The following is a 25,108-nucleotide window of genomic DNA, read 5'->3' as shown; positions in this document are numbered from 1 at the left end:
GGAAATGCGTGGTGGGGTAGTGGGGGCGTCGATACGCTGCCGGGATGGTTGAACTGGTGTCGGAGCGGGCTCAGGTTGCGGGTATCCGGCGGTCGGCCAGGCAAGCCTTGGCGGAGTATCCAGTTGTGGAGCCGCGGCTTTCCTTCATCGCTCATGGGGAGAACACGACGTTCCGGGTTGACTCCGTGGACGGGCGGTTTCTGATGCGGGTGCATCGGGCCAACCGGCATGGGCTGGGGGTTGATTCGAGGGTCGCCGTGGCGGCGGAGTTGGAGTGGCTGGCGGCGTTGGGTAGGGAGACGGAGTTGAGTGTGCCGTCGCCGGTTCGGACGCGTTCGGGGGAGTGGACGGCCGTCGTCGATGGGCGGGTCTGTTCGGTGCTGGGGTGGCAGGGCGGTCGGATTCGGTCCGCGCATCCGAAGGCGGTGCATTTCCGGCGGTTGGGTGGGGTGCTTGCGCGGCTGCACGAGCACGCTTCGGGGTGGACTCCACCAAAGGGATTCACGCGGATGCGATGGGACTGGGAGTCCTTCTTCGGCAACACGATGGAGTACGGCGGGGTGTCCGCGGCCGACTGCTGGGACCTGTTGCCGGCGCAAGTGAACGCCCAGTTCGACGAGGTCGCGCGGCGGATGCAAGCAGTCATGAAGGAGCTTGGCCAGCGAGCAGACGCCTTCGGGCTGATCCACGCCGATCTGCATCTGGACAACGCGCTCTTCGACGGCGAGACCGTGCGGATCATCGACTTCGACGACTGCGGCTTCGGCCACTGGCTCTACGACCTCGCAGTACCGCTGTGGGACAACCACCACCGCGACGACTACCCCGAATACCGCGCGGCGCTGATCGACGGGTACGCGCACCACCGCGAGCTGCCCGACCTCACACACCTCGACGACTTCATCGCCACCCGGTACGTCGCCTTCGGGCTCTGGTACGCCGGGATGGCCCAGGTCAACCCGTCCTTCGCGGCCGGCCGGGACAAGACGATGGGCTACATCCACCGCTCCCTCGACCGCATGCTCTAGAACAGCCTCCACTGCCCCTCGGAGACGACCTCGACCACACCGTCGACGACCTTGATCGCGGACGCATCGTCGATCGCGTACGTCGGTACGGGAATCCGCGCCGCCCACGTCTCGGCGTTGGCCGGCGAAGCGTCGAGATGCTGCGGGTGCTCGAAATGCGGGATCACCGCGAAGTCGACCAGCCCAACGCCCTGCCCAGTGACCAAGAGCCGTGAGACGTCACCCTCGAAGACGACCTCCTCGAGCGGCACCGAGCTTCCACGCGGCGGCTCGGTATACGTCTCAACGAAGGTGGACGCAGTCGCGATACTCCCGGCGCTCACCCCCACATAGACCGCCTCGGAGCGCAACGTAGGCAGCAGCTCAGCGAGCCCGGACCGCCGCATCCAGTCGGCGAGAAACAAGGGATCCCCGCCACACACCAGCAAGGCGTCAGCGTCCCGGACCGCCGGTACCCAAGCCTCTTCGTCGATGCTCGGCAGTACCGACAGCTCCAGCACCCCCAACGACTTCCAGCCCAGGTCGGCCAACCGCCCAGGTCCCTCGCCGGCGATCGCCCGCCGCGCCATCCCTGCCCCACCAGGGAAGGGATACAGAGCCGTGGGAATGATCAGCGCGTTGGACGCTTCGATCGGCTTGCCCAGCAGTTCGGCCAACGCAGCCCGAATGCTGTCGTTCCCCACACCGGCAGAAGTCAGTAGAAGTCTCATAACACCCTTCCCATCCGCGGAACCTCTCTCACCCCCGCAACGAACAGCCCGACCATGATCCGACACGAGCCCCGGAATGAGCACCGGACCGGTCCCCTGCGTGAAAGGGGCCGGTCCGGTGTCCGCCGTACGGATTGGAAAGGGTCAGCGTTGCGCGCCGGTCCGTAGGCGGTTCAGGGTGGCCTTGACGGCCGGGGTGGACTTCGACAGAGCAGCCTTGCGGCTGAGTTCGCGGGCTTCCGTCGTCCAACGCAGTTGCTCGGCGGCGGTGATGGTCGTCGGCGTACCGGTCAGCTTCTTGTAGGTCAGCGACGCCACGCCCGCCTGCCCCTCGTATCGAGGGTGGTAGTTCAGCGCCCGGAGCAGGTTGATGTCCTTGCCCTGGATCCACGCCTGCCCATCAGGAGCACATGCATCATGCCCGGTGGACGGCCCGAAGGTGTCGACATACACAGCCCCGCCGGCCGCCGCGGCGCCCGACACCGCCTGGTTGAGCTTCTGCTCGACCGAATACAGATAGGCGTAGTCGCCATCGGAGAACGGCAGGATCGCCGGACAGACACCCTTCTCCGGCGCGATCTTCGGATACCCGACCAGTACTACGGTCGCGCGCGGCGAGCGCAGCTTGATCCCCTTCACCACCTCGGTGATCCGGGCCTGCGTCTGGGTGATCTTCGCCGCCAGCGTGTCGACGCCGTCGACGGTGAAGTGCTTCTTGCACGGCGCCCCGGCAGGATCGGCCGCGCGCAGCCCCGGGCAGGTCCCGGTGATGTCTCCGAAGACTCCGAAATCGTTGCCACCGATCCCGACGGTGACGAGATCGGTGTCCGGCCGAAGCGCGTCGAACTGCGGTGGGAACGTCCCGAGCGGCGTGCTCTGCGGCTGGGTCATGTTCGTCGTGTCCGCGCCACCGCAGCTGACGTCGGTGAAGGACGTCACCCGCAGCTGAGCAGCCAGCTGCTTCGGATAGTTGTTGGACGACCGCAGGCAGCCGAGCGACAGGATGTCGGGCAGCGGCACCAGCGGCGCCGAGGAGTAGGAGTCACCGAGAGCGACGTACTTGCTGAAAACGACGGGCGCGAAGGCCGGGGCGGCAGCCTGAGCGGTACTCGTGAGAGACATCGAACCGACCAGTACCGCCGAACTGCAGGCGGCGACGAGACGCTGAACCTTCACCGAACCTCCGAGGGTGCGAAAGAAGTGCGGGCCCAATCTAAGTTGAGTCACCGTCCGATTACAAGGGGTGACGATGGGACCTGTTGATACACCTCGACCGGTCACGTGGAATCCTTCTGCCATGCATGTCTGGCACGGTTTGGGCGAGGTGGACCCGGGGTTCGGGCCGTCGGTCGTCACCATCGGCAACTTCGACGGCGTGCACCGCGGTCATCAGGAGGTACTGCGGCACGCCAAGGCGCGGGCCGCCGAGCTCGGTGGACTGCCGGTGGTCGCGATGACCTTCAACCCGCATCCGATGGCGGTACTACGCCCCGGCCACGCTCCCGCGATGATCAGCGAGCCGACGCAGCGGGCGGAGCTCCTCGGCGCGGCCGGCGCGGACGCCGTACTGATCCTGCCGTTCGACCAGGACGTGTCGAACTGGTCGCCGGAAGAGTTCATCGACAAGGTCCTGGTCAAGACCCTGCACGCCAAGGCGGTCGTGGTAGGGGAGAACTTCCGCTTCGGCCACAAGGCCGCGGGACACGTCGACACGCTCGTCGCGGCCGGTGCGGCTGCTGGATTCCAGGTCGAGGGCCTGAGCCTGGCGGGTGACGCCCAGCCGTGGTCCTCGACGTACATCCGGGACCTGATCGCCAAGGGTGACGTCGAAGGGGCCGCCGAGGCGCTCGGACGGCCGCTCAGGGTCACCGGAGTCGTCATCGAGGGCGACAAGCGTGGGCGCGAACTCGGTTACCCGACGGCCAACATCCCCGCCCTGCCCGGCGCGGCGGTTCCGCTCGACGGCGTGTACGCAGGCTGGCTGACCGTCCTCGAACCGGCTCCGGGCGCTCCGCAGTACGCCGAACCGCTGCCGGCCGCGATCAGCGTCGGCAGCAATCCCACCTTCGACGGGATGGACCGCCGGGTAGAGTCGTACGTGCTCGACCGCGACGACCTGGAGCTGTACGGCTCGAAGGTCGCGATCGACTTCGTCACCCGCCTGCGCGGCACCCAGATCCGCTTCGACACCATCGACGACCTCCTGGTCCAGATGAAGCTCGACGTCGACGGGGCACGCCGAATCCTTACCCAGTGACCCGAAGCGACACTCGCTAGGGGTCACGAATTAGGGTGACGCGTCCACGGACTGATATCCTGGGCGCTGCCGTCTGAACGGCCGCGGATCGAGAGTGCCCGGGTGACCTAAGCCCCGGTGCGCCGCGCAACGGACATCGAGAGGATCACTACGTGTCGTCAGCCAATCCTGAGGCGAAGAAGAAGATCATCGGCGAGTACGCCCTGACCGAGGGCGACACCGGTTCCCCCGAGGTCCAGGTCGCGCTGCTCACGCACCGGATCGCCGATCTGACCGAGCACCTGAAGGAGCACAAGCACGACCACCACAGCCGTCGTGGTCTGCTGCTCCTGGTCGGCCAGCGTCGCCGGCTCCTGAACTACCTGTCGAAGAAGGACATCAACCGCTACCGGTCCCTGATCGAGCGGCTCGGCCTTCGCCGATGACGTCGTGAGAAGCGGCCACCGCGTTCCGGGTGGCCGCTTCTCGCGTATCCGTGCAACAGCGCGGAGCACCGCACGACCGTGCGGAACAACTGAATAATCAACGACAACGAGACGACGCGAGACGCGTACCGGCCGACGACCGGTCCTCGGTAGTGGCTTTCGGGACAGCGCGGCAACACCAGGCGCAGCACCCGCGGGCCTCGATCGAAGACCGGCACACCCCGGGAGACTCGCGCCTCACAGTCGTCTCAAGTGACGAGAGGGGTATCCCGTGTCGGGATCCACAAACGCGCCCATGGAGGGCGCAGAGTTCGCTGAAGCCGTCATCGACAACGGCAGCTTCGGCACCCGTACCATCCGCTTCGAGTCGGGCCGTCTGGCCCAGCAGGCCGCCGGCTCCGCCGCCGCCTACCTCGACGGCGACACGATGGTGCTGTCGGCCACCACGGCCAGCAAGAAGCCCAAGGACCAGTTCGACTTCTTCCCGTTGACGGTGGACGTCGAGGAGCGGATGTACGCCGCCGGTCGCATCCCGGGCTCGTTCTTCCGTCGCGAAGGCCGTCCCTCCGAGGAGGCCATCCTGACCTGCCGGCTGATCGACCGCCCGCTGCGGCCGTCGTTCGTCTCCGGCCTGCGCAACGAGATCCAGGTCGTCATCACGGTCCTGGCGCTCAACCCGGACACGCTGTACGACGTGCTGGCGATCAACGCCGCGTCGATGTCCACCCAGATCGCCGGGCTGCCGTTCTCGGGCCCGATCGGCGCCACCCGCGTCGCCCTGATCGACAAGCAGTGGGTCGCGTTCCCGACCCACACCGAGCTCGAGGACGCCGTCTTCGACATGGTGGTCGCCGGTCGCGTCACCGACTCCGGTGACGTCGCGATCATGATGGTCGAGGCCGAGTCCACCCCGGGCACCTTCGACGCCGTCGCCGCCGGCAAGCAGGCGCCGACCGAAGAGGTCGTGGCCCAGGGCCTCGAGGCCTCCAAGGCGTTCATCAAGACGCTGGTCGAGGCGCAGTCCGAGCTGGCTGCCAAGGTCTCCAAGCCGACCGGTGACTTCCCGGTCTTCCCGGACTACCAAGACGACGCGTTCGCCGCCGTCGAGGCCGCTGCCACCGAGGAGCTGTCGCAGGCTCTGACGATCGCCGGCAAGCACGACCGCGAGGACGCCACCGACGCCGTCAAGGCGGCCGTGGTCGACAAGCTGGCCGCCGACTTCGAGGGTCGCGAGAAGGAGCTGTCCGCAGCCTTCCGCTCGCTCACCAAGAAGCTGGTCCGCCAGCGCGTGCTCAAGGACAAGGTCCGCATCGACGGCCGTGGCCTGACCGACATCCGTCCGCTCAAGGCGCAGGTCAAGGTGCTGCCGCGGGTGCACGGTTCGGCGATCTTCGAGCGCGGCGAGACCCAGATCATGGGTGTCACCACGCTGAACATGCTCCGGATGGAGCAGCAGCTCGACACGCTCTCCCCGGAGACGCGCAAGCGCTACATGCACAACTACAACTTCCCGCCGTACTCGACCGGTGAGACCGGCCGGGTCGGTTCGCCGAAGCGTCGCGAGATCGGCCACGGCGCCCTCGCCGAGCGCGCCCTCGTGCCGGTCCTGCCGTCGCGTGAGGACTTCCCGTACGCGCTGCGTCAGGTCTCCGAGGCGCTCGGCTCGAACGGCTCCACCTCGATGGGCTCGGTCTGCGCCTCGACGCTGTCCCTGCTCTCGGCCGGTGTGCCGCTGAAGGCCCCCGTCGCCGGTATCGCGATGGGCCTCATCTCCGGTGAGGTCGACGGCGAGACCGAGTACGTCGCGCTGACCGACATCCTCGGCGCCGAGGACGCGTTCGGCGACATGGACTTCAAGGTCGCCGGTACCAAGGACTTCGTCACGGCCCTCCAGCTGGACACGAAGCTCGACGGCATCCCGGCCAGCGTGCTGGCCGGCGCGCTGACCCAGGCCAAGGAAGCCCGCCTGACCATCCTCGACGTGATGGCCAAGGCCATCGACGCACCCGGCGAGATGAGCGAGTTCGCGCCGCGGGTCATCTCGGTCAAGGTCCCCGTGGACAAGATCGGAGAGGTCATCGGCCCGAAGGGCAAGATGATCAACCAGATCACCGACGAGACCGGTGCCGACATCTCCATCGAGGACGACGGCACGGTGTACATCGGTGCGACGGACGGCCCCTCGGCCGACGCGGCGCGCGCGATGATCAACGCGATCGCCAACCCGACCATGCCGGAGAAGGGCGAGCGCTACCTGGGAACGGTCGTCAAGACGACCAACTTCGGTGCGTTCATCTCCCTGCTCCCCGGCAAGGACGGTCTGCTGCACATCTCGAAGCTGCGCGGCCTGGCCGGTGGCAAGCGGGTCGAGGCCGTCGAGGACATCTTGTCCGTCGGCCAGAAGCTCCAGGTCGAGATCGCCGAGATCGACGACCGCGGCAAGCTGTCGCTGATCCCGGTCCTGGACGAAGATTCAGCCAAGGCTGCTTCTGAAGATGCAGCCAAGGCCGATGACGCAGAGGTCGCTCCCGCCGAGTGACACGTGCCATCACCAGCACGTTGCTGAGCCCGGAGGAGGGCGGTCCGGTCAAACGGACCGTCCTGCCCTCCGGGCTCCGCGTGCTTTCCCAGTCCGTACCGGGCTTCCGCTCGGTCACCTTCGGCGTGTGGGTCGGCGTCGGCTCGCGCGACGAGCCGGTCCACCTGTCCGGCGCGACGCACTTCCTCGAGCACCTGCTGTTCAAGGGCACCGAGCGGCGCGACGCGATGGAGATCTCGGCGTCGCTGGACGCCGTCGGTGGCGAGATGAACGCGTTCACCGGCAAGGAGTACACCTGCTACTACGCCCGGGTGCTCGACTCCGACCTGCCGCTGGCGGTCGACGTGATCTGCGACATGATCACCTCGGCGACGCTGACGGAAGCCGATATCGAGAGCGAACGCGACGTCATCGACGAAGAGATCGCGATGCACGCCGACGAGACGTCGGACCACATCCACGACCTGTTCGCCGAGCAACTGTGGGGTGAGACCCCACTCGGCCGCTCGATCACCGGTACGCCGGAATCGGTGGCCGGCCTGACGCCTCGCCAGGTCCGCGGCTGGTACCGCCGCCGCTACCTGCCCGAGAACATCGTCGTCTCGGTGGCCGGCAACGTCGAGCACTCCGATGTCGTCCGGCTGGTGCGCAAGGCGTTCGAGCGGCACTGGATGACTGCTGAGGCAGAGCCGGCGCCGGTGCGACCTGAGGCGAAGCGTCGCGTCCCGACGTACGGGGGAGTGGAAGTTCACTACCGCGACGTCGAGCAGGCGCATCTCGTGCTGGGCATGCCTGGGTTGGTCCGCAACGACGAGCGCCGGTACGCCGCCGGCGTCCTGCACGGCATCGTCGGTGGCGGGATGTCGTCGCGGCTGTTCCAGGAGGTGCGCGAGAAGCGCGGCCTGGCGTATTCGGTGTTCACGTTCGGCTCGGCGTACGCCGACTCCGGCATGGTCGGCGTCTACGCCGGCTGTCTGCCGAAGAAGGCCCCCGAGGTCCTCGAGGTGGTCCGCGCCGAACTGGCGAACATTGCCGACGGCAACATCACCCCCGACGAACTCCTCCGCGGCAAAGGCCAGATGCGAGGCTCCGTCGTGATGGGCCTGGAAGACACCGGCGCCAAAATGACCCGCATCGCCAAGGCAGAACTCGTCTACGGCGAACTCCCCACCGTCGACCAGATCCTCCACCGCATCGACACGGTCACCCTCGACGACGTAACCACCCTGGCCGCCGACCTCTACGCCGGCGCCCAAACCCTCACCGTCATGGGCCCCTTCAAAGACAAGACCCTCTTCACCGTCTGACCCCTCGAACCGCGGCCTGCCGATTGGTAGGCTGCGGTTCGTTGCGTCACAGCGTTATCTGCCTCTGGGTTCCACTCTGAACGGAATCTCATCGCATTTGGCGGCCGACGTATCTCACCCCGGTGAGATCTCGCCTGCCCTTCTGCGAAAGAGGATCTCGTGCTGGACTCCCTCGGCACCGCGCGTGCCGGACTCCGCGACGCCGCCCGCCACACTCCTGGCTGGCTCGCCATCGCCTCCCTCCTGCTCCTTGCCCAGGCAGTACTGCCCGCTGCTCAGGTCGTCCTGTTGGAAGGCCTGATCGATGACATCGGCACCGATCCGTGGCTCGCGTTGGCCGGGCTCACTGCCGTCGTCGGCGTCATGTATCCGCTGGGCCAGGTCGCGTTGTCGTCCACCCAGCGGATGGCGTTGCGACTCCGCCTGCGCTACCGATCGGACCTCGCGTACGCCGCCGCGCGGTTGACGCCCAGCATGCTGGCCCGGCCCGAGGTGGTGACCGACCTGGAAGCGAGCCAGACGGCGACGGCTGTGATGGACGACGTCCCGGGCCGGACTCTCCAAGTGCTCGGCGCCGCCGTCACCTCGGTGATGCTGTGCGCCGTCGTGTGGGCGATCAACCCGATCTCTGGGCTCCTTGTGGTGGCTGCGTTGGTGCCTACTGTTCTGGGGTTCACGGTCATCTCGCAGATGGAGGCGGATGGGTGGCCGAAGGTTGCGGCGTTTGATCGGCGGGCGAGTTACGCGACCGAGCAGCTCGTGCAGCAACGGCCGGGGACTGAGCTGGCGGTGCTGGGGTCGGGGCGGAAGGTTGCGGCGCTGGTTGCGACTCATCGGGGCAACGCGACTCAGGTGCTCGATCGGATGGTCCGTAAGGCCATGCTGGTGGAGCTCGCAGCGGCGCTTGCAACAGCATTGCTGTTCGGTGGAGCGTTGGTTGCGCTGGTGCTGGGCGGTGCATCGGGAGCGGGGGCGGCCGCAGCGGTGGCGGGCACGGTCTCGGGGCTCAACGCGATCAGGACCTGCGGATATGCGTTCGGGACGATCATCACGGCGGCTCCACAAGCCCTTATCTACAGGCGTTTCCTGGCGAGCGTCCCGCCTGCATCAACTCAGACGGTCAGGCACGGTGTCGGCGAGGTCTGCCTGGAGAACGTGAGCTTCACCTACCCCGGCGCTGCCGAGCCGGCCTTGAGGGACGTGTCGCTAAGGGCTGAGCGGGGCGAGATGATCGCGCTGGTCGGCGTCAACGGCGCGGGTAAGACGACCGCGATCAACGCGCTGATCGGGCTGCTCGGCGTCGACGCGGGGCGGGTACTGATCGACGGGGTCGATGCCGCGACGATGAGCGAGGCCGAGCGCCTCGGGCACTTCGGGATGTTGGTGCAGGAGTTCGGGAAGTTCGAGTTCACGCTGGGAGAGTCGGTTGGGCTCGGGTCGCCGGCGGACGTCGTACCGGATGAGGATGTACGCGCGGCTCTCGAGTCGGCTGAGGCGGGCGCATTCACCCGCGGTCTGGGGCTGGACGAGCAACTTGGGCAGCAGTGGGGTGGGCGGGGGATCTCGGGTGGGCAGTGGCAGCGCTTGGCGTTGGCGCGGATCTGTCTGCGCGACGCGGGGATCTGGATCCTCGACGAGCCGACCTCGGCGATCGACGCGGAGGCGGAGCGGGAGATCTTCGGCGAGCTGAGCCGGACCAGGGCCGGGCGGATCACGATCGTGGTGTCGCATCGGGCGTGGACGTTGCGGGAGATGGACCGGATCTACGTGATCGACGAGGGCCGGGTGGTCCAGAAGGGCAGCTACGCGGAGCTGTTCGCAGTACCGGAAGGGCGGTTCGCGGAGATCTTCGACGGGCAGTCTACGGAGCGTGACGAGGCTCGCTGAGGTCTGATGACTTGGGGTAATTGGGGGTGAGTTCTTGACCTTTGCAGGCGGAGTGTGCGCAGGGTGCTCTGAGGTCTCGTCAAGATAACGCGTTTGTTACTTGCCTCCGGTTTGTCGCTGACAACGTTGACATGGCCAGTTTCGACCAGCCAACATGGCGGCTATTCCGCCTACCGGCCCTCCGCCGAGGAAGTTGGTTCGACGTGCGACGAGTCACTGGGGTTCTGGGGGTGACGCTCGGTCTCGCACTGGTGCTCACCAGCTGTGGCGACGGCAAGGGCAATGGTTCGGGGACGGGTGGCGCCAAGAGCGAGGTGATCGCGCTCGCTTCGGATCCGCTCGACTTCATCAACCCGCTGAACGAGAACAGCAGCCCGGGGATCCAGGTCGCCCAGGCGATGTTCGCGCCGCTGGTGGCGACCGACCCGAACACCGGCAAGGTCGTCAACGTGATGGCCGAGTCCGTCACCCCGGACAAGACCAGCCAGACCTGGACGATCAAGCTGAAGCCCGGCAACAGCTTCCAGAACGGTCAGCCGCTGACCGCGAAGGACTACGTCGACAGCTGGAACCTGACCGCCGAGGGCTCGAACGCCTGGGACAACAACGGCTTCTTCTCCAAGGTCGAGGGGTACGACGCGCTGAACCCGCCGACCGCCGAGGGCGCCACCCCGAAGCCGACCTCGGTGAAGGAGATGAGCGGGCTCAAACAGGTCGACGACCTGACCTTCACGGTCAAGCTCAAGGTGCCGTTCTCGCAGTTCGGGCTGACCCTGCAGTACCTCGGCCTGGCGCCGCTGCCCGAGGAGGTGCGCAAGGACCCGGACGCGTACAAGCGCAAGCCGATCGGCAACGGGCCGTTCAAGCTGGACGGTGACTGGAGCAACGGCGGCGACATCAAGCTGGCCAAGTGGGACGGCTACAAGGGCCCGAACGCGCCCGAGGCGGATGCGATCACCTTCCGCTTCATCCCGAACGCGGACACGGCGTACAACGAGTTCCTGGCCGGCACGGTCGACTTCGTCGGTGTCCCGCCGACCAAGATCAAGACCTTCAAGACCGACGCCCCGGACGGCTGGGTGACCGGTGAGAGCTCGGGCGCGAACTATCTGGTGATGCCGGCCTGGGACCAGCGGTTCAAGAATCCCAAGCTGCGGCACGCGTTCTCGGAGGCGATCGACCGCAAGGCGCTCGCCGACCTGGTCGGCCTGGCGACGCCGTCCAACGGACTGATCTCGCCGGACATCGACGGCTACCGCGCCGACGCCTGCAAGTACTGCAGCTTCGACGTCACCAAGGCCAAGGCGCTGCTGGCCGAGGCGGGCGGCTTCTCCGGTCCGCTGAACATCAACTACAACACCACGTCGGCGACCGGGCAGCTGTTCGCCGAGGCGATCGGCAACATGCTCCGGCAGAACCTCGGGCTCGAGGTCAAGTACACCGGCAAGGTCGGCTCCGAGCTCACCGAGCTGGCCCAGCAGCGCAAGCTCGACGGCCTGCGGTTCGGCGGCTGGGGTCACGACTACCCGTCGATCGAGGACTACCTGACGCCGATGTTCAAGACCACCGGTGACGCGAACTTCGCCCACTACAGCAACCCCGCGCTGGACGCGCTGCTGGCCAAGGGCGACGCGGAGCCGAACCCGGAGGCCGCGATCAAGCTCTACCAGCAGGTGGAGGACATCGCCCTCGAGGACATGCCGCTGATTCCGTTGTACGCCAAGCAGGACGCGTTCCTGCACTCGGCCAAGATCGAGCCGCGGGTCTCGAAGTACACCGGCGTACAGCCGCTTTACGCCACGTTCAAATGACCCGGTTCGTCGTCCGCCGCATCCTGTCGGCGGTGCCGATCGGCCTGATCGTCACGCTGGGGGTCTTCGCGCTCGTCTTCGCGATGCCCGGGGACCCCCTGCGCGAACTGGCCGGTGACAAGCCGATCCCGGCGGCCGTGATGGCGGCCAAGCGGGCGCAGTTCCACCTCGACGACCCGTTCGTGGTGCAGTACCTGCTGTCGATGAAGGACATCTTCACCGGCAACTTCGGTACTACGTTCGCGGGCGCCGACATCGCGTCCCAGCTGCGGCTGCGGATCCCGGTGACGCTCAAGCTGGCCACGATGGGGCTGGTGATCCAGTGGATCGCCGGCCTGCTCTTCGGCCTGTACGCCGGGTTCAGGCGCAACGGCGCGGTCGACCGGATCCTGTTGCTCGCGACGCTGTTCATCCTCGCGGTGCCGCTGCTGGTCGTGTACTTCGCTGCGCAGTACGTGTTCGGCGTCGAGCTGAAGTGGTTGCCGGTGTCAGGGATCGCGCACGGCTATCCGACGTCGTACCTGCTGCCCGCGATCTGTATCGGTCTGACCGGGTTCGCCGGTCTGGCCCGGCTGACCCGGACCTCGATCGTCGAGACCGCCAACGCCGACTTCGTGAAGACCGCCCGGGCGAAGGGGTTGGGGGAGCAGCGGATCCTGTGGGGTCATGTGCTGCCGAACGCGTTGCTGCCGATGGTGACCTTCATGGGCGTCGACGTGGGCGGCATCTTCGCCGGCGCGTTGCTGGCCGAGAGCATCTTCAACCTGCCGGGGCTCGGTCAGTTCATGTTCCAGGCGATCAAGCTGAAAGAAGGTGGCGTGGTCGTGTTGCTGTCCACGCTGGCCTTCGTGATGTTCATCGCCGTCAACCTGATCGTCGACATCATCTACGGCGCGATCGATCCGAGGGTGCGCAATGTCTGAGACGCAGGCGATCTTCGAGTCCGAGGCCCTGGAGCTGGGCGCGCGGACGCTGTCGAACCGCGAGTTGCTCCGGGCATTGCTGCGGAAACCGCAGTTCGTGCTTTGTACGGTGCTCGTGCTGACGTTCTTTCTGATGGCCGCGGTGCCGCGGATCTTCACTGCGACGGATCCGCGGTTCTGTGAGCTGGGCAAGTCGCAGCAGGGACGGGCTCCTGGCCATCCGTTCGGCTTCGACGTACAGGGGTGTGACTACTTCGCCAATGTCATCTACGGTGCCCGGCCGTCGGTGCTGGTGAGTGTCGTGGCGAGTATCGGTGGGTTCTTGATCGCGGCGGTTCTGGGCTTGCTTGCGGGTTACTTTCCCGGCTTTGTGGACAACTTGATCTCCCGTACCGCGGACGTGTTGTTCTCTTTGCCTGGGTTGGTCGCGTTGATCGTCGTCCTCAACTCGGTCCCCAACCGGAGCATCTGGATCATTGTCGGCGTCATCCTGCTGACGTCGTGGCCGCTCGGGATGCGGTTGATGCGCTCGACGGTCTTCTCGGTGCGGAACCGGGAGTTCGTGCTGGCGGCGCGGTCGGTCGGAGTGCCGCCGTTGCGGATCCTGCGCAAGCACGTGTTCCCGAACGCGATGGCGCCGTTGCTGGCGACAACTACCTTGGGGGTCGGCGGGCTGGTCGGGCTGGAAGCGATCCTGACCTTCCTGGGCGTGGGGTTGCAGCCGCCGTCCATTTCGTGGGGCTCGCAGTTCGGCGTCGCGGCGTCGTACCGGGACGCACCTCATCTGTTCATCTGGCCGGCGCTGTTCATCTCGACGATGACGATCTCCTTCATGATCATCGGCGACTCGATCCGCGACGCCCTCGACCCGAAGTTGATGCGATGACTCTGTTGATGTCCCGCCTCCGCCGCGAGGGGTCATCGGGCCTCCTCAGTCCGGACCGGGAGGCCCGATGACCACGGACAACCCGAAACTGGGTGAGGTACTGCTGCAGGTCGACGACCTCAGCGTGGAGTTCGATACTCCGCATGGGCCGGTCCGGGCTGTTGACGGAGTGTCGTGGCAGGTCCGGGCCGGAGAGACGCTGGCGATCCTGGGGGAGTCGGGTTCGGGGAAGAGTGTGTCCACCCAGGCGCTGACGGGGATTTTGGAGATGCCGCCGGGGCGGATCATTTCCGGGACTGCGAAGTACCGGGGGGAAGATCTGATCGCGATGACGGTGAAGGAGCGGCGCCGCATCGTCGGGGACCGGATCACGATGGTCTTTCAGGATTCGTTGTCTGCTTTGAATCCGGTGCAATCGGTCGGGAGGCAGATCGCCGAGTGTTACCGGGTGCATCGGGGAATGTCGAAGTCGGACGCGATGAAGCGGGCGGCGGAGATGCTCGATCAGGTGCGGATTCCGGCTGCTGCCAAGCGGGTGCATGACTATCCGCATGAGTTCTCCGGTGGGATGCGGCAGCGGGTGATGCTGGCGATGGCGCTGGCGCTGGATCCCGACGTACTGATCGCTGATGAACCGACGACTGCGCTCGATGTGACTGTGCAGGCGCAGATCCTGGAGTTGATCGAGGATCTGCAGGCCGAGCGGGAGATGGGGGTCGTGCTGATCACGCATGACCTGGGGGTGGTCTCGGATGTCGCGGACAACGTGGTGGTGATGTACGCCGGGCATGTGGTCGAGCGGGCTGCCACTGCGGCCGCGTTGGAGCGGCCTCTGCACCCTTATACGGAAGGGCTTCTGGGGTCGATGCCGTCGGCCGATCTGAAGGGTCAGGAGTTGCCGACGATTCCCGGTACGCCGCCTTCGCTGCGGGCCATCCCGTCGGGTTGCGCCTTCCGGACCCGGTGCCCGGAGGCTGTCTCGGAGTGTGCGGAGATCGTGCCGCCGCTGTTGACGATCGCGCCGGGTCGGGACGCTGCCTGCATCCGCCGTACGTCGGTCCCCGCACAGGAGGCGGTCTGATGAGTGACGAGTTGCTGCTGGCAACCAATCTGGTCAAGCACTACGACATCAGCCCGGCGTTCTCCTTCGGCCAGAAGACGTTGGTGCGGGCGGTGGACGGCGTCGATCTCGTCCTGCGCCGTGGCGAGTCGCTCGGGATCGTGGGGGAGTCGGGCTGTGGCAAGTCGACCCTCGTCCGGCTGCTCGCCGCTTTGGAGAAGCCGACGTCGGGGTCGGTCCTGTACGGCGGCGAGGACGTCAGCAAGATGGGCGGCCGCGAGCTTCGACGGTGGCGACGGAACGTACAGGTCGTCTTCCAGGACCCGTACTCCAGCCTGAACCCGCGCATGCGCGTCGGCGAGATCATCGCCGAGCCGCTCGAGGTGCATCCGGACGTCTCCCGCGGCCTCGACATCCGTGCCCGGGTGCGGGAGTTGCTGGAGCTAGTCGGCTTGCGTGCCGAGGACGAGACGCGCTTCCCGCACCAGTTCTCCGGTGGCCAACGCCAGCGAATCGGAATCGCCCGCGCCATCGCCCTGAACCCTGACGTACTGCTCTGCGACGAGCCGGTCTCCGCCCTGGACCTCTCCGTGCAGGCCCAGGTGGTAAACCTCCTGATGCGCCTGCAACGAGAACTAGGCCTGAGCATCATCTTCGTCGCCCACGACCTATCCGTCGTACGCCACGTATCCGACCGAGTAGCCGTCATGTACCTCGGCCGCGTCGCTGAGCTCGGCGAGCACCACCAGGTCTACGACGCCCCAGCCCACCCCTACACCCAAGCCCTACTCTCCGCCGAACCCGGCCTGGCCCGCCAAGGCCGCAAACGCATAGTCCTAGCCGGCGACCCACCCTCTCCCGTCTCACCCCCCTCAGGCTGCCGCTTCCACACCCGCTGCCTCCAAGCCCAACCCCGCTGCTCAGTAGAAGTCCCCGACCTCCGCCAACTCCCCACCGGCCAAACGGTCGCCTGCCACTACGCCGAAGAAGCCCAATCCACCTACACAACAACCCTCACCACCTAGCAACTCACCCACCCGGCGCCTCCTTCCCTCCTCCGTCGCTCACACCGTGGTTCACGTGCCCGGGTCGATTGGTGTCAGCAGAGGTCGAGGTGTTCGAAGTCGTAGGTGTAGTTGTCGGGGACTGTCCAGAGGATGTTGGGGTCGGGTTTGATCCAGACTTCTTTGTGGGGGCCCCAGAAGTGGATTTGGACTCCGCCGGTCTGGTGGTTCTTGACGGCCAGGGCGTCGATGAAGTTGGAGAGGGTGCGGGTCTCGCATCTGAACAGGTGGAAGATGCTGTGCCGGCCGTCGCCTTGGCCTACCGAGACGCAGGCGATTCCGTTCGCGGCGGCGCAGATGGCGAGCTTCTCGTTGCGGTTGGCGCTCGTTACGTCCCGCCAGACGAACTCGCCGTCGAACATGGGGGAGATGTCCGGGGTCCAGGCGGTCGTTCCGGTCGCGACCGTGGGGGCTGCTTGTGCCGGCGCCTGCGCTGCCATCGGGACGAGGGCCGCTGCGGCGATCAGCATCAGGGCGGACGCGGCCGCTCGTTTTCTGCTTCTTCTCAAGCGCATTCGATCTCCTCTGTACTTGCTCGCTGCGGTGTAGTCGTCGCCGACCGTAATCAGCGGGCGCGCCCATCGTCTACGTGTTGCGTCAGGGCTGAAAGCTCAGTCCGCATCGGCCCGGACCCGAGGATCCTCGAGCTGGGGCTGGTGGAGGAATTGGTCGGTGATCGTTCTCAGCAGGGTCTGAGCGGTGGTCTCGTAGGAGATGGCCGGAGTGGGAGTCTCGGTTTCGCGGACGAAGTAGCGGCCGGTCACGCCGTCCAGCGCCGGGTCGATGGCTAGGCGGAGGGCCGCGGCAGCACCTTGTTCGGGGGTGAGCATGGTGCGCCTGATCAGCGAGCGGAACGGTCGAAGCGCTGGGGGAATGAGGTCGTCGATGATGCTGGTGGCGACGATCCCGGGATGGACCGCGTTGATGGTCACTCCGGCCGGCGCCCACTCCCGGGCCAGCTGGTAGCCGGCCATGACGGTCAGCAGTTTCGCTCGGGCGTACGCCTGGAAGGGGACGAATCCGTCAGGCGGGTTGAGCCGGGTGAGATCTTGCAGGTCGTCGACCCGGAGTACGGGCGGTCGTGCCGGGCCCGGCAGCTTGAGCTGACGGGTGTCGCGAAGAGTGTCGGAGACGACGTTCACCACTCGTGCCCGGCCGCGGTGCAGCTGATCGGTGAGCAGGGTCATCAACGCGTACGCCGGAAGGTAGTCCACGGCGAGGTGCAGTTCGATTCCGTCGACGGACAGGCGCCGGTCGGGAAAGTGTGCGCCCGCGTTGTTCACGAGCAGGTGAACCGTTTGGTGGCGATCGCGGATCGCCTGGGTGGCGGAGGCCAGTCCCGCTCTGCTGGACAGATCGCCGGCGATCACTTCGACTCGTCCGGGCAGGTCCGCGATTTCGGCGTACAGACTGTCGCCACGCCCCGGATCCCGGGCGATGGTGACCACGCTCGCGCCCCGGCGCGCGAGCTCCACGGCGATGACCCGGCCCATTCCGCCGGTCGCGCCGGTGACCACGGCCAGCCGGCCGGACAGGTCGACGTCGACGTCGACGGGCGCGGTCATCGGTGGATCCTCGGGTACTTGCGGACGAATCGGGGGTCCTCGACCTCGCGAAGGAGGAATCCTGCGAGGTCTGCCCGGCCGATCGAGTCCCACAGCCGGATCGGAAGGTTCTCCCCGACCTGGTACCTGTCGGTGGCGGGGGCATTCTTCAGCATCGGCGGCCGCACGATGGTCCAGTCCAGCATGGAGCCGGTGATCAGCGGCTCCATGGACTCCTTGTCCTTCATCTTGTCGCCGACACCGGCCCAGACCGCCAGCGAGAACAACGACCTGTCATGCGTCTCCAGTACGCCGTGAGCGCTGAGAACGACCAGCCGGGAGACCCTCGCGAGCGTCATCGCCGGCACGGTGGTGCGGATCGCGTCCGTGCAGACCGTGGTCGGCCCCTTGGCCGCTCCGCCGAGAGTGCTGATCACCGCGTCCGCCCCGCTCAGCGCCCGAGCGAGAGAGCCGCCGTCACCGAGGTCGCTCCACACGTACTCGACCAGTCCGGTAGCGGCGTCGAACGATCCCGCCCGGCGGACCAAGGCCGTGACTCGGTGTCCTCGCTCCAAGGCGGCGGCAACGAGCTGCCGGCCGGTACCTCCGGTCGCTCCGAGGACGACCAGCCTCTTCTCTGATACAGATTGTCTCATAGATTCATGGTGCGTCCTTCTCGACTATGAGTCAAGTTGTCTCATAAGCTGAGGGGGTGACCACCGAGAGCGATCCGCGTTTCCATCGAAGCGCCGAGGCGATCCTCGCCGCGGCCCGGGAGTTGCTGATCGGGGAAGGCCCTGCTGCGGTCACGCATGCTCAGGTCGCCGCGCGCGCGGGGGTCGGGCGCGCCACTGTCTACCGGCATTGGCCGCGAGTCGATCAGCTCCTCGCCGAAGCGATGGCCACGGTGCCGATGCCCTTCTTCGACGCTCCCACCCAGCCGGTTCGCGACTGGCTCCATGGCGAGCTCACCGCGATCGCGCGGCAGCTCGAACTGCACGACGTGCGCGCGGTCACCACCACGCTGGCCAACAGCGCGCTGTGGGATCCCGGCATGGACAGCCGCCGGGGCCAGTTCGCCGGCGTTCTGTCCGAGCGACTCGCGCAGGCACTCGACGACGCGGTCGCGGCCGGCGAGGTCCGGCTCCGGATCGCGGCGCGGTCGGCGGCCGCCCTGGCCATCGGGCCGATCTACTACCGCAGCACGATCGAGCACGAGTCCGTCGACAGCGACTTCATCGACGCGGCGATCGACTCCCTCGGCACTTGGCGGGATCGCGGCTGACATCCGGCCTCCAGGCGGTCGGTCCGGTTGCGACGGTCAGGGTGCTTGGGCCGGCGCCTGGGCGGCCAGCGCAATGAGAGTGCAGACTCTTCAGGTGAGCGATGAGCAGCCGGAGCCGGTGGATGAGGCGTTGATCGAGCTGTTCAACGGGCGGGATGGGGAGTTGTCGGAGGTCGTGCTGCGGGATGGGCAGCGGTTGAGGGTGCTCAACATCGCTTGGGGCTATGACCTCGGCGATGAGTACGCACACGTGACGACGAACATCAGTCCGTTCGTCGACGGCATGCCGATCGAGTTCTTCTTCACCGAGGATGTTGTGCGGGTCGTCGAGCCCCGGACGGGTGAGGTGCTTTACCGAGGCGACGTTGCGGGTGGGGAGCAGTAGGCGGGTCGCAGGTGGGTACCGGATGCCTGTTGGGGCAGACATCGGGGTGGTGATGGCGATGTACCAGGCGATCTGGGTCGTCATGCTCCTCAGACGAAGAAGCCAAGGATGCCTGCCGACCAGGAGCTGAGTAGCAGTGCGACCTCGGTTGCCCGGGCCGGTCTAAGGTTCTCCAGTGAGTGTTGAGGTGGTTGCCGGTGGCGATGAGAGGGGCACGGCGGGTGGTCGTGGGCTGATTGTTGCTGGGCTGGTGGTTGCCTCGGCGGTGAGTTTGGCGTGGATCGTGACGGCGGCCCGGAACGTCGGGTACGGGTTCGACATCACTGACGAGGGCTACTACCTGCTGTCCTACCGGTGGTGGAGTAGCAATCCGCTGGCGTTGACCGGGATTCAGTACATCTACGGACCGATCTTTCAGGTGCTGGACTGGGATATCGCGCGGCTGCGGGTCTTCCGGCTGGTGACGATCGTCCTGGGGCATCTGTTCTTCGGGTGGAGTTTCATGCGGTGGCTGCGGGTGCGGCGGCCGGAGGCGCCGAAGACGTGGCTCTGGGAAGCAGCGGGCATCATGACCATCCTCGCGGCGGGTGGCATGTGTTACAGCTGGTTGCCGAGCAGCCCGGCGTACAACGACGTCATCCTGCTGGGGTCGCTCACGGGGGTTTCGTGTGTGCTCTGGGCGGCGACCGCGATCGAGAAGGACAGGAAGCCGCCGATCTGGGCGCTGACGCTGGCCGGTGTGGTGATCAGCGTGATGGTGCTCGCCAAGTGGTCGTCGATCGTGGTGCTGACCTTCATCGTCGTCGCCGCGATCGTCGTGCTCAGCAAGCAAGGGTCGCAGGCGGTTGCCCGGGGCATCTTTTGGGCGCTGGTCGGTGCGACCGGGATCGCCGTCGCGGTGCAGGTGTTCGTGGTGCCGTTGACGGTGGCGATTCCGGGCATCCTCGCGGTCAACCGGTTCATCGCGGGCAGTTCCTACACGCCGGCGACCCTCGTGCAGATGTATTGGAACACCGGCATCAAACTCGTCGGCGAGACGTTCAAGCAGCACTTCCTGCTCTTCATCGCCGCCGCCGTCGGAGTACTGGCCCGCAAGCCCGTACTACGAGCCGCCGCGTGGCTCCTGACAGCGGCCGGGCTCGCGTGGTCGGTCTACCAGGCCGTCGACAAGGGCGAACTCCACGGCGGCGCGGTCAACAACAGCAAGTTCCAGATCACCCTGCTGGCCGCCGTACTGGTCGCGATCATCACCGCCGCGGTGGCGGTGGCGTCGAAGCAATGGACGCCGGGCAAGGAAAACAGAAGGTCCTGGGTGATCCTCGGCCTGCTCACCGTGCTGCCGTTCGTGCAGGCGTTCGGGACCAACACCCCGATCTACCTGATCGGCTTCAACGCGTTCGCCGTCTGGGCCGCGCTGATGATCGCCGTCCTGACCAGCCTCGACAAAGCCCCACTTCTGGCCCGTACGACGACCGCCCTGGTGACAGTCGGCGCGCTCGTCGCCGTCGCTTCCATCTCGTACGGCGGCCTGGTGCTGCACCCCTACCGATCCGCGCCGCACAGCGACCTCACCACCGCGACCAACCTCAAGTCACTCGGCGACCTCAAGCTGACGAAGGGGACGGCCGCGAGGTACCAGGCGCTCGACGAACTGCTGAAGCCGTACACGACACCGTCCGGCCGCCCGATCATCGCGCTCGACAAGATGGCCGGCATCGTCTTGATGCTGCGAGGTCGCCCCTTCGGCGAGGCGTGGGTCGCGCCGCTGGAGCGGGAGCGGACCGCCGCCGGCATCACCGAGGTCTGTTCCACCAAGGAACCGTGGCCGGGCAACCGCCAGCCGCTGCTGTTCTTCAACCGCCCGGTCGGCCGGCTGGAGATCGACGCGCTGCGAACCTGCGGCCTCGACTTCACCGTCGACTACAAACTGATCGCCCCGCCCGCGACCACGATGAACCTGCAGATCTACGTCCCGACCGCCGAGCTGGCCAAGCACACTCCCTGATCACGGCGCCGCCGACGCCAGTGAGATCCTTGACCCCGGATCTGCAAATGCGAGGAAGGCGACGGATGATCAAGGTTGCGGTGCTCGGTGCCAAGGGCAAGATGGGCGCTCAGACGTGCCAGGCAGTTGAGGCATCCGACGATCTGGAGCTGGTTGCCGCCCTCGACCAGGGTGACGACCTGGACGAGCTCACCACCGCGAAAGCCGAGGTGGTCGTCGACTTCACCCGGCCCGAGGTCGTGATGGACAACCTCGGCTGGTGCATCGGGCACGGCATCCACGCCGTCGTCGGCACCACCGGGTTCACCGAGGAGCGCCTCGCGACCCTCCGCAGCCAACTCGAGGCCAGCTCCGGCACCGGCGTACTGATCGCTCCCAACTTCTCCATCGGCGCGGTGCTGATGATGCAGTTCGCGGCCAAGGCGGCCCCGTACTACGAATCCGTCGAGATCATCGAACTGCACCACCCCGACAAGGTCGACGCCCCGTCCGGTACGGCGCAGCGCACCGCGCAACTCATCGCCGAGGCTCGCCGGACCGCCGGATCAGCACCGAACCCCGACGCCACCAGCACCGGCATCGAGGGCGCCCGGGGAGCCGACGTCGACGGCATCCCCGTCCACAGCGTCCGCCTGCGCGGGCTCGTCGCGCACCAGGAGGTCCTGCTCGGTGACGTCGGCGAGACGCTGTCGATCCGGCACGACTCGATGCATCGCGAATCCTTCATGGCCGGCGTGCTGCTCGGCGTACGGAAGATCGTCGGTACGCCCGGGCTGACCGTCGGCCTCGAGCACTTCATGGACCTCAGCTGAGATGACAGCCAAACGAGTAGTAGCGGTGATCGCGGTGGTCTTCATCGCGTACGCCGGACTGCTCGGCTGGCGTGGCGTCCTCCTGATCGGCACCGGCGACCCCGTCGCGATCGTGCTCGGCATCGCAGTGCTGGTGATCCCGCTCGTCGGGCTGTACCTGGTCTGGCGGGAACTCAAGTTCGGCAAGCAGACCGAGGCGCTCGCAAGGGAGCTGGCCGAGTCGGGCGGCCTGCCCGTCGACGATCTGCCGAGGCGGCCGTCGGGGCGGATCGACCGGGCCGCCGCGGACGCCGCCTTCACGAAGTACAAGGAAGAGGCCGAGGCGGCGCCGGACGACTGGCGGGTCTGGTTCCGGCTCTCGACCGCCTACGACGCGGCCGGCGACCGGAAACGGGCCCGGGCGTCGATGCGGACGGCGATCGAGCACCGTACTGAGCGGTAAGCCGGGAGTTTCCTGGCAGTTGGCTGTGAACGGTGTGGCTCAGCCTGACAACGCGGTGCCGATCGGGATACCTTCGGGGTGTGCGTGGCGACCGCCACGGACGAGGTCGGAGACTGGGTGGGCCGTCCTTTGCCTTCAGACGGGTCTCGCCGCGGCTCGGACGACGCCCAGGCAACGGGTTTCGGTGATCTGCTCCGCCGGCACCGGCGAGACGCCGGACTGTCACAGGAGGGACTGGCCGAACTCGCCGGTCTGAGCGTCGACGCCATCGCGGCGCTCGAGCGAGGTCGTCGGCGAGCGCCCAGACCACACACGCTCAGGCTGCTCGGAGACGCCCTCCGGCTCGGCGCGCCCGATCGCGCCCAGCTCACCGCCGCCGCCCGCCGCGACGACAACGCCGGCGGCCCCCGCTCGACGATGCGCCCGGCACCGGTTCCGGCGAACGAGCTGGTCGGCCGCACGGACGAGCTGACCGAGGTCGGCAGGCTCGTCGGCGAACGCGTCACCCGGCTGATGACGCTGAGCGGTCCCGGCGGCGTCGGCAAGACCCGGCTCGCGCTTGCGATCGCCGGCGAGGTCGCGCATCAGTTCGACGACGGCGTCTGCTGGGTGCCGCTCGCCCCGGTCTCCGATCCGGCCGCGGTCGCGTCGGCGGTGGCTGCCTCGACTGGGCTGCACCCGCTCGACGGCGCCCGGCTGGTCCAGGAGATCGCCGAGCAGATCGGCCGGCGCAACCTGCTGCTCGTGCTCGACAACTGCGAGCACGTCGTCGCCGACATAGCGACCATTTGCTCGGCCCTGCTCGAGTACTGCCCGAACCTCTCCATCCTGGCCTCCAGCCGTGAGCTGATGCGGATCGCCGGCGAGAGCGTGTACGTCGTGCAGCCGCTGGCCCTGCCGGAGACGAACGACCAGCTCGACACGTCACCCGCCGTCAAGCTGTTCATCGACCGGGCCACCGCACGCGGACACGAGCCGCTCGAGCAACGTGAGCAGGTGGCCCGCGTCGTGCGCCGCCTCGAAGGCATGCCGCTCGCGATCGAGCTGGCCGCCGCCCGCACCAACGTGCTGACCGTCGAAGAACTCGCCGCCGAGCTGGAGACGTCCTTCGGCATCCTGGCCGGCGGATCCAGTACCGCTGGGCCGCGGCAGCAGTCCCTGTACGGCGCGATCGAGTGGAGCCACGACCTGCTGACCCCTCAGGAGCGTGAACTCTTCGCGCTGCTCTCGGTCTTCGTCGGCGGCTGGACCCTCAACGCGGCGGCCGCCGTGCTGTCCGGGACGGTCGTGCCCGGTCCGCTGGAGCGTGCGAGGGCACTGGACCTGACGAGTCGGCTCGTGGACAAGTCGCTGATCCGGGTGAGCCGCGATCGGGGTATCGCGCGGTACGACATGCTCGCCGTGATCCGCGAGTTCGCGGCCGATCAGCTGGCGGCGGCCGGGCGGACCGATGAGGTTGCTCGGCACCACGCGGCGTTCTACATCTCGCTCGCCGAAGAGGCCGAGAGTCATCTGCGGGGTGCGAACCAGGCGGACTGGCTCGATCGGCTCGATGGTGAGCTCGACAATCTCCGGGCCGCGATGACGTGGTCGTTGCGCTCCGGTACTGCGGGCGAACCAGTTCGCCTCGCCGGTGGGCTGTGGTTGTTCTGCTACCTGCGCGGTCACTACGCGGAGGGCAGCGAGTGGCTCGAGCGGGCGCTGGCGTTGACCGGGGTGGACGGGGTCGAACCGCAGTACCAGGCGAAGGCGGCGCTGGGGGCGGGGATGCTGGCGTTCCTGCAGTGCGAGTACGGGGTGGCGACGACGCGGTTGGAGTCGGCGCTGGCGCAGTACAAGGCGCTTGATGACACGGCTGGTACTGCGCTTGTCATGCAGCGGCTCGGGGGAGTGGCGCGTGAGCGCGGGGACTACGAGACGGCCGAGAATCTGCATTGCCAGAGCTATGACCTGTTCGAGAGTCTGGGCGATCGGTCGGGGATGTCTTGGGCGCACAACCATCTCGGGTTCGTCGCTTGGTTGCGTGGGGATCTGGAGATCGGGGCGCGGCGGTGCAAGCGGGCTCGGGACAGCTTCCGGGTGCTCGGTGATGGTGAAGGGCTGGCGTGGTCGCTGATCAGTCTGGGGACGATCGCGCAGTACAGCGGTGAGCTGACCGAGGCCGAGGATCTGCTGCTGGAGAGTCTGGCGTTGTCGCAGCGGCTCGGGTATCGCGAGGGTGTCGCTTGGTCGCTGAACCAGCTGGGGATTGTCGAGAGGCGGCGCGGGTTCACGGATCGGGCGGTGCATCTGCTCGATGAGAGCTTGGCCGAGCATCGCGATCTTGGCGATCGGTGGCGGACCGCGAGCGTGCTGGAGGAGCTGGCGACGGTGGCGCAGCAGCGGGAGCGCACGGAGTACGCGGCGTTCCTGATCGGTGCGGCCGACGGGATCCGCGAGGTGATCGGCGCGCCGGTGCCGCTGGTGGAGAAGCCGGACCAGCTCGCCACCCGCCGCGCGATCGAGCAAACCCTCGACCGCCGAGCCTTCCGGGCCGCCTGGTCCGCCGGCCGGGCCGCCCCTCTCGCCGCAGTAGCCGACGGCTACCCCGGCCCCGGCGGCTCAAGCACTCCTGACCGCTCAAACCGTCTCTGATCTGCTCAGTAGCAGAAGTTCCATCTGATGGGAACCTGTTCCGGACACGCCGGTAAGCGCTTGCCAAGGGAGATCCAGCACCGCAGGATGGGCAGCCTGATCCG

General features: G+C 67.1%; 22 protein-coding genes. 17 read left to right on the top strand and 5 right to left on the bottom strand.

Annotated elements, in window-relative coordinates:
- The first annotated feature begins 44 nt into the window (after positions 1–44).
- On the top strand, positions 45–1,028 hold the full coding sequence (locus ABD768_RS05845) for a phosphotransferase enzyme family protein (protein ID WP_344838089.1): 984 nt from the start codon (positions 45–47) through the stop codon (positions 1,026–1,028).
- Here the strand turns inward: ABD768_RS05845 and ABD768_RS05840 are convergent.
- Both ABD768_RS05840 and ABD768_RS05835 read right to left on the bottom strand, forming a co-directional pair.
- Positions 1,025–1,738 carry a Type 1 glutamine amidotransferase-like domain-containing protein gene (locus ABD768_RS05840; RefSeq protein ID WP_344838087.1) on the bottom strand — a complete coding sequence of 238 codons (714 nt, stop codon included), beginning with the start codon at positions 1,736–1,738 and terminating at the stop codon, positions 1,025–1,027. The genes ABD768_RS05845 and ABD768_RS05840 overlap by 4 nt on opposite strands.
- 144 nt (positions 1,739–1,882) lie before the next feature.
- On the bottom strand, positions 1,883–2,914 hold the full coding sequence (locus ABD768_RS05835; RefSeq protein ID WP_343968337.1) for an SGNH/GDSL hydrolase family protein: 1,032 nt from the start codon (positions 2,912–2,914) through the stop codon (positions 1,883–1,885).
- A gap of 121 nt (positions 2,915–3,035) precedes the next feature.
- On the opposite strand from ABD768_RS05835, the gene ABD768_RS05830 reads away from it, so the two are divergent.
- The 10 genes from ABD768_RS05830 (at position 3,036) to ABD768_RS05785 (ending at position 15,858) form a co-directional block, all read left to right on the top strand.
- On the top strand, positions 3,036–3,995 hold the full coding sequence (locus ABD768_RS05830) for a bifunctional riboflavin kinase/FAD synthetase (RefSeq protein WP_344838084.1): 960 nt from the start codon (positions 3,036–3,038) through the stop codon (positions 3,993–3,995).
- A gap of 152 nt (positions 3,996–4,147) precedes the next feature.
- On the top strand, positions 4,148–4,420 hold the full coding sequence (gene rpsO, locus ABD768_RS05825; protein WP_164604166.1) for a 30S ribosomal protein S15: 273 nt from the start codon (positions 4,148–4,150) through the stop codon (positions 4,418–4,420).
- Between the two features lie 295 nt (positions 4,421–4,715).
- A complete protein-coding gene (locus ABD768_RS05820; RefSeq protein ID WP_343968334.1) occupies positions 4,716–6,959 on the top strand; it encodes a polyribonucleotide nucleotidyltransferase in 2,244 nt (747 codons plus the stop codon).
- On the top strand, positions 6,956–8,266 hold the full coding sequence (locus ABD768_RS05815; RefSeq protein ID WP_344838080.1) for a M16 family metallopeptidase: 1,311 nt from the start codon (positions 6,956–6,958) through the stop codon (positions 8,264–8,266). Before ABD768_RS05820 ends, ABD768_RS05815 begins: the two co-directional genes overlap by 4 nt.
- A 159-nt stretch (positions 8,267–8,425) precedes the next feature.
- The gene (locus ABD768_RS05810; RefSeq protein ID WP_344838077.1) at positions 8,426–10,153 is read left to right on the top strand and encodes an ATP-binding cassette domain-containing protein; all 1,728 of its coding nucleotides are present in this window, start codon (positions 8,426–8,428) and stop codon (positions 10,151–10,153) included.
- 230 nt (positions 10,154–10,383) lie between these two features.
- Positions 10,384–11,964, top strand: coding sequence for a peptide ABC transporter substrate-binding protein (locus ABD768_RS05805; protein ID WP_344838075.1), 1,581 nt, complete (start codon positions 10,384–10,386; stop codon positions 11,962–11,964).
- On the top strand, positions 11,961–12,887 hold the full coding sequence (locus tag ABD768_RS05800) for an ABC transporter permease (RefSeq protein WP_343968329.1): 927 nt from the start codon (positions 11,961–11,963) through the stop codon (positions 12,885–12,887). The genes ABD768_RS05805 and ABD768_RS05800 overlap by 4 nt, the downstream gene beginning before the upstream one ends.
- Positions 12,880–13,773: an ABC transporter permease gene (locus ABD768_RS05795; protein WP_344838072.1), complete on the top strand. Its 894-nt coding sequence runs from the start codon at positions 12,880–12,882 to the stop codon at positions 13,771–13,773. The genes ABD768_RS05800 and ABD768_RS05795 overlap by 8 nt, the downstream gene beginning before the upstream one ends.
- 67 nt (positions 13,774–13,840) lie before the next feature.
- On the top strand, positions 13,841–14,854 hold the full coding sequence (locus tag ABD768_RS05790) for an ABC transporter ATP-binding protein (RefSeq protein WP_344838070.1): 1,014 nt from the start codon (positions 13,841–13,843) through the stop codon (positions 14,852–14,854).
- Positions 14,854–15,858, top strand: coding sequence for an ABC transporter ATP-binding protein (locus tag ABD768_RS05785; RefSeq protein WP_343968326.1), 1,005 nt, complete (start codon positions 14,854–14,856; stop codon positions 15,856–15,858). The genes ABD768_RS05790 and ABD768_RS05785 overlap by 1 nt, the downstream gene beginning before the upstream one ends.
- Positions 15,859–15,932: 74 nt before the next feature.
- Here the strand turns inward: ABD768_RS05785 and ABD768_RS05780 are convergent, their stop codons facing one another.
- From ABD768_RS05780 to ABD768_RS05770, 3 genes are all read right to left on the bottom strand, one after another.
- Positions 15,933–16,412 carry a hypothetical protein gene (locus ABD768_RS05780; RefSeq protein WP_344838067.1) on the bottom strand — a complete coding sequence of 160 codons (480 nt, stop codon included), beginning with the start codon at positions 16,410–16,412 and terminating at the stop codon, positions 15,933–15,935.
- A 96-nt stretch (positions 16,413–16,508) separates the two neighbouring features.
- Positions 16,509–17,462 (bottom strand): SDR family NAD(P)-dependent oxidoreductase, encoded by a 954-nt coding sequence (locus tag ABD768_RS05775; protein ID WP_344838064.1) that lies wholly within the window; start codon positions 17,460–17,462, stop codon positions 16,509–16,511.
- Positions 17,459–18,097: an NAD(P)-dependent oxidoreductase gene (locus ABD768_RS05770; protein WP_344838061.1), complete on the bottom strand. Its 639-nt coding sequence runs from the start codon at positions 18,095–18,097 to the stop codon at positions 17,459–17,461. The genes ABD768_RS05775 and ABD768_RS05770 overlap by 4 nt, the downstream gene beginning before the upstream one ends.
- A 56-nt stretch (positions 18,098–18,153) precedes the next feature.
- On the opposite strand from ABD768_RS05770, the gene ABD768_RS05765 reads away from it, so the two are divergent.
- From ABD768_RS05765 to ABD768_RS05740, 6 genes are all read left to right on the top strand, one after another.
- A complete protein-coding gene (locus ABD768_RS05765) occupies positions 18,154–18,726 on the top strand; it encodes a TetR/AcrR family transcriptional regulator (protein ID WP_343968318.1) in 573 nt (190 codons plus the stop codon).
- 94 nt (positions 18,727–18,820) lie between these two features.
- The gene (locus tag ABD768_RS05760) at positions 18,821–19,111 is read left to right on the top strand and encodes a hypothetical protein (protein WP_344838057.1); all 291 of its coding nucleotides are present in this window, start codon (positions 18,821–18,823) and stop codon (positions 19,109–19,111) included.
- Between the two features lie 175 nt (positions 19,112–19,286).
- Positions 19,287–21,116 carry a hypothetical protein gene (locus ABD768_RS05755; RefSeq protein ID WP_344838055.1) on the top strand — a complete coding sequence of 610 codons (1,830 nt, stop codon included), beginning with the start codon at positions 19,287–19,289 and terminating at the stop codon, positions 21,114–21,116.
- 65 nt (positions 21,117–21,181) lie between these two features.
- On the top strand, positions 21,182–21,928 hold the full coding sequence (gene dapB / locus ABD768_RS05750; RefSeq protein ID WP_344838053.1) for a 4-hydroxy-tetrahydrodipicolinate reductase: 747 nt from the start codon (positions 21,182–21,184) through the stop codon (positions 21,926–21,928).
- 1 nt (position 21,929) lies between these two features.
- Positions 21,930–22,370, top strand: coding sequence for a hypothetical protein (locus ABD768_RS05745; RefSeq protein WP_344838051.1), 441 nt, complete (start codon positions 21,930–21,932; stop codon positions 22,368–22,370).
- Between the two features lie 84 nt (positions 22,371–22,454).
- A complete protein-coding gene (locus ABD768_RS05740) occupies positions 22,455–25,004 on the top strand; it encodes an ATP-binding protein (protein WP_344838049.1) in 2,550 nt (849 codons plus the stop codon).
- Positions 25,005–25,108: the final 104 nt, after the last annotated feature.

Origin of the sequence: Kribbella ginsengisoli (assembly GCF_039537185.1) — a bacterium.
GTDB classification, from domain to species: domain Bacteria; phylum Actinomycetota; class Actinomycetes; order Propionibacteriales; family Kribbellaceae; genus Kribbella; species Kribbella koreensis.
This window is presented reverse-complemented; position numbering and strand designations above follow the sequence as displayed.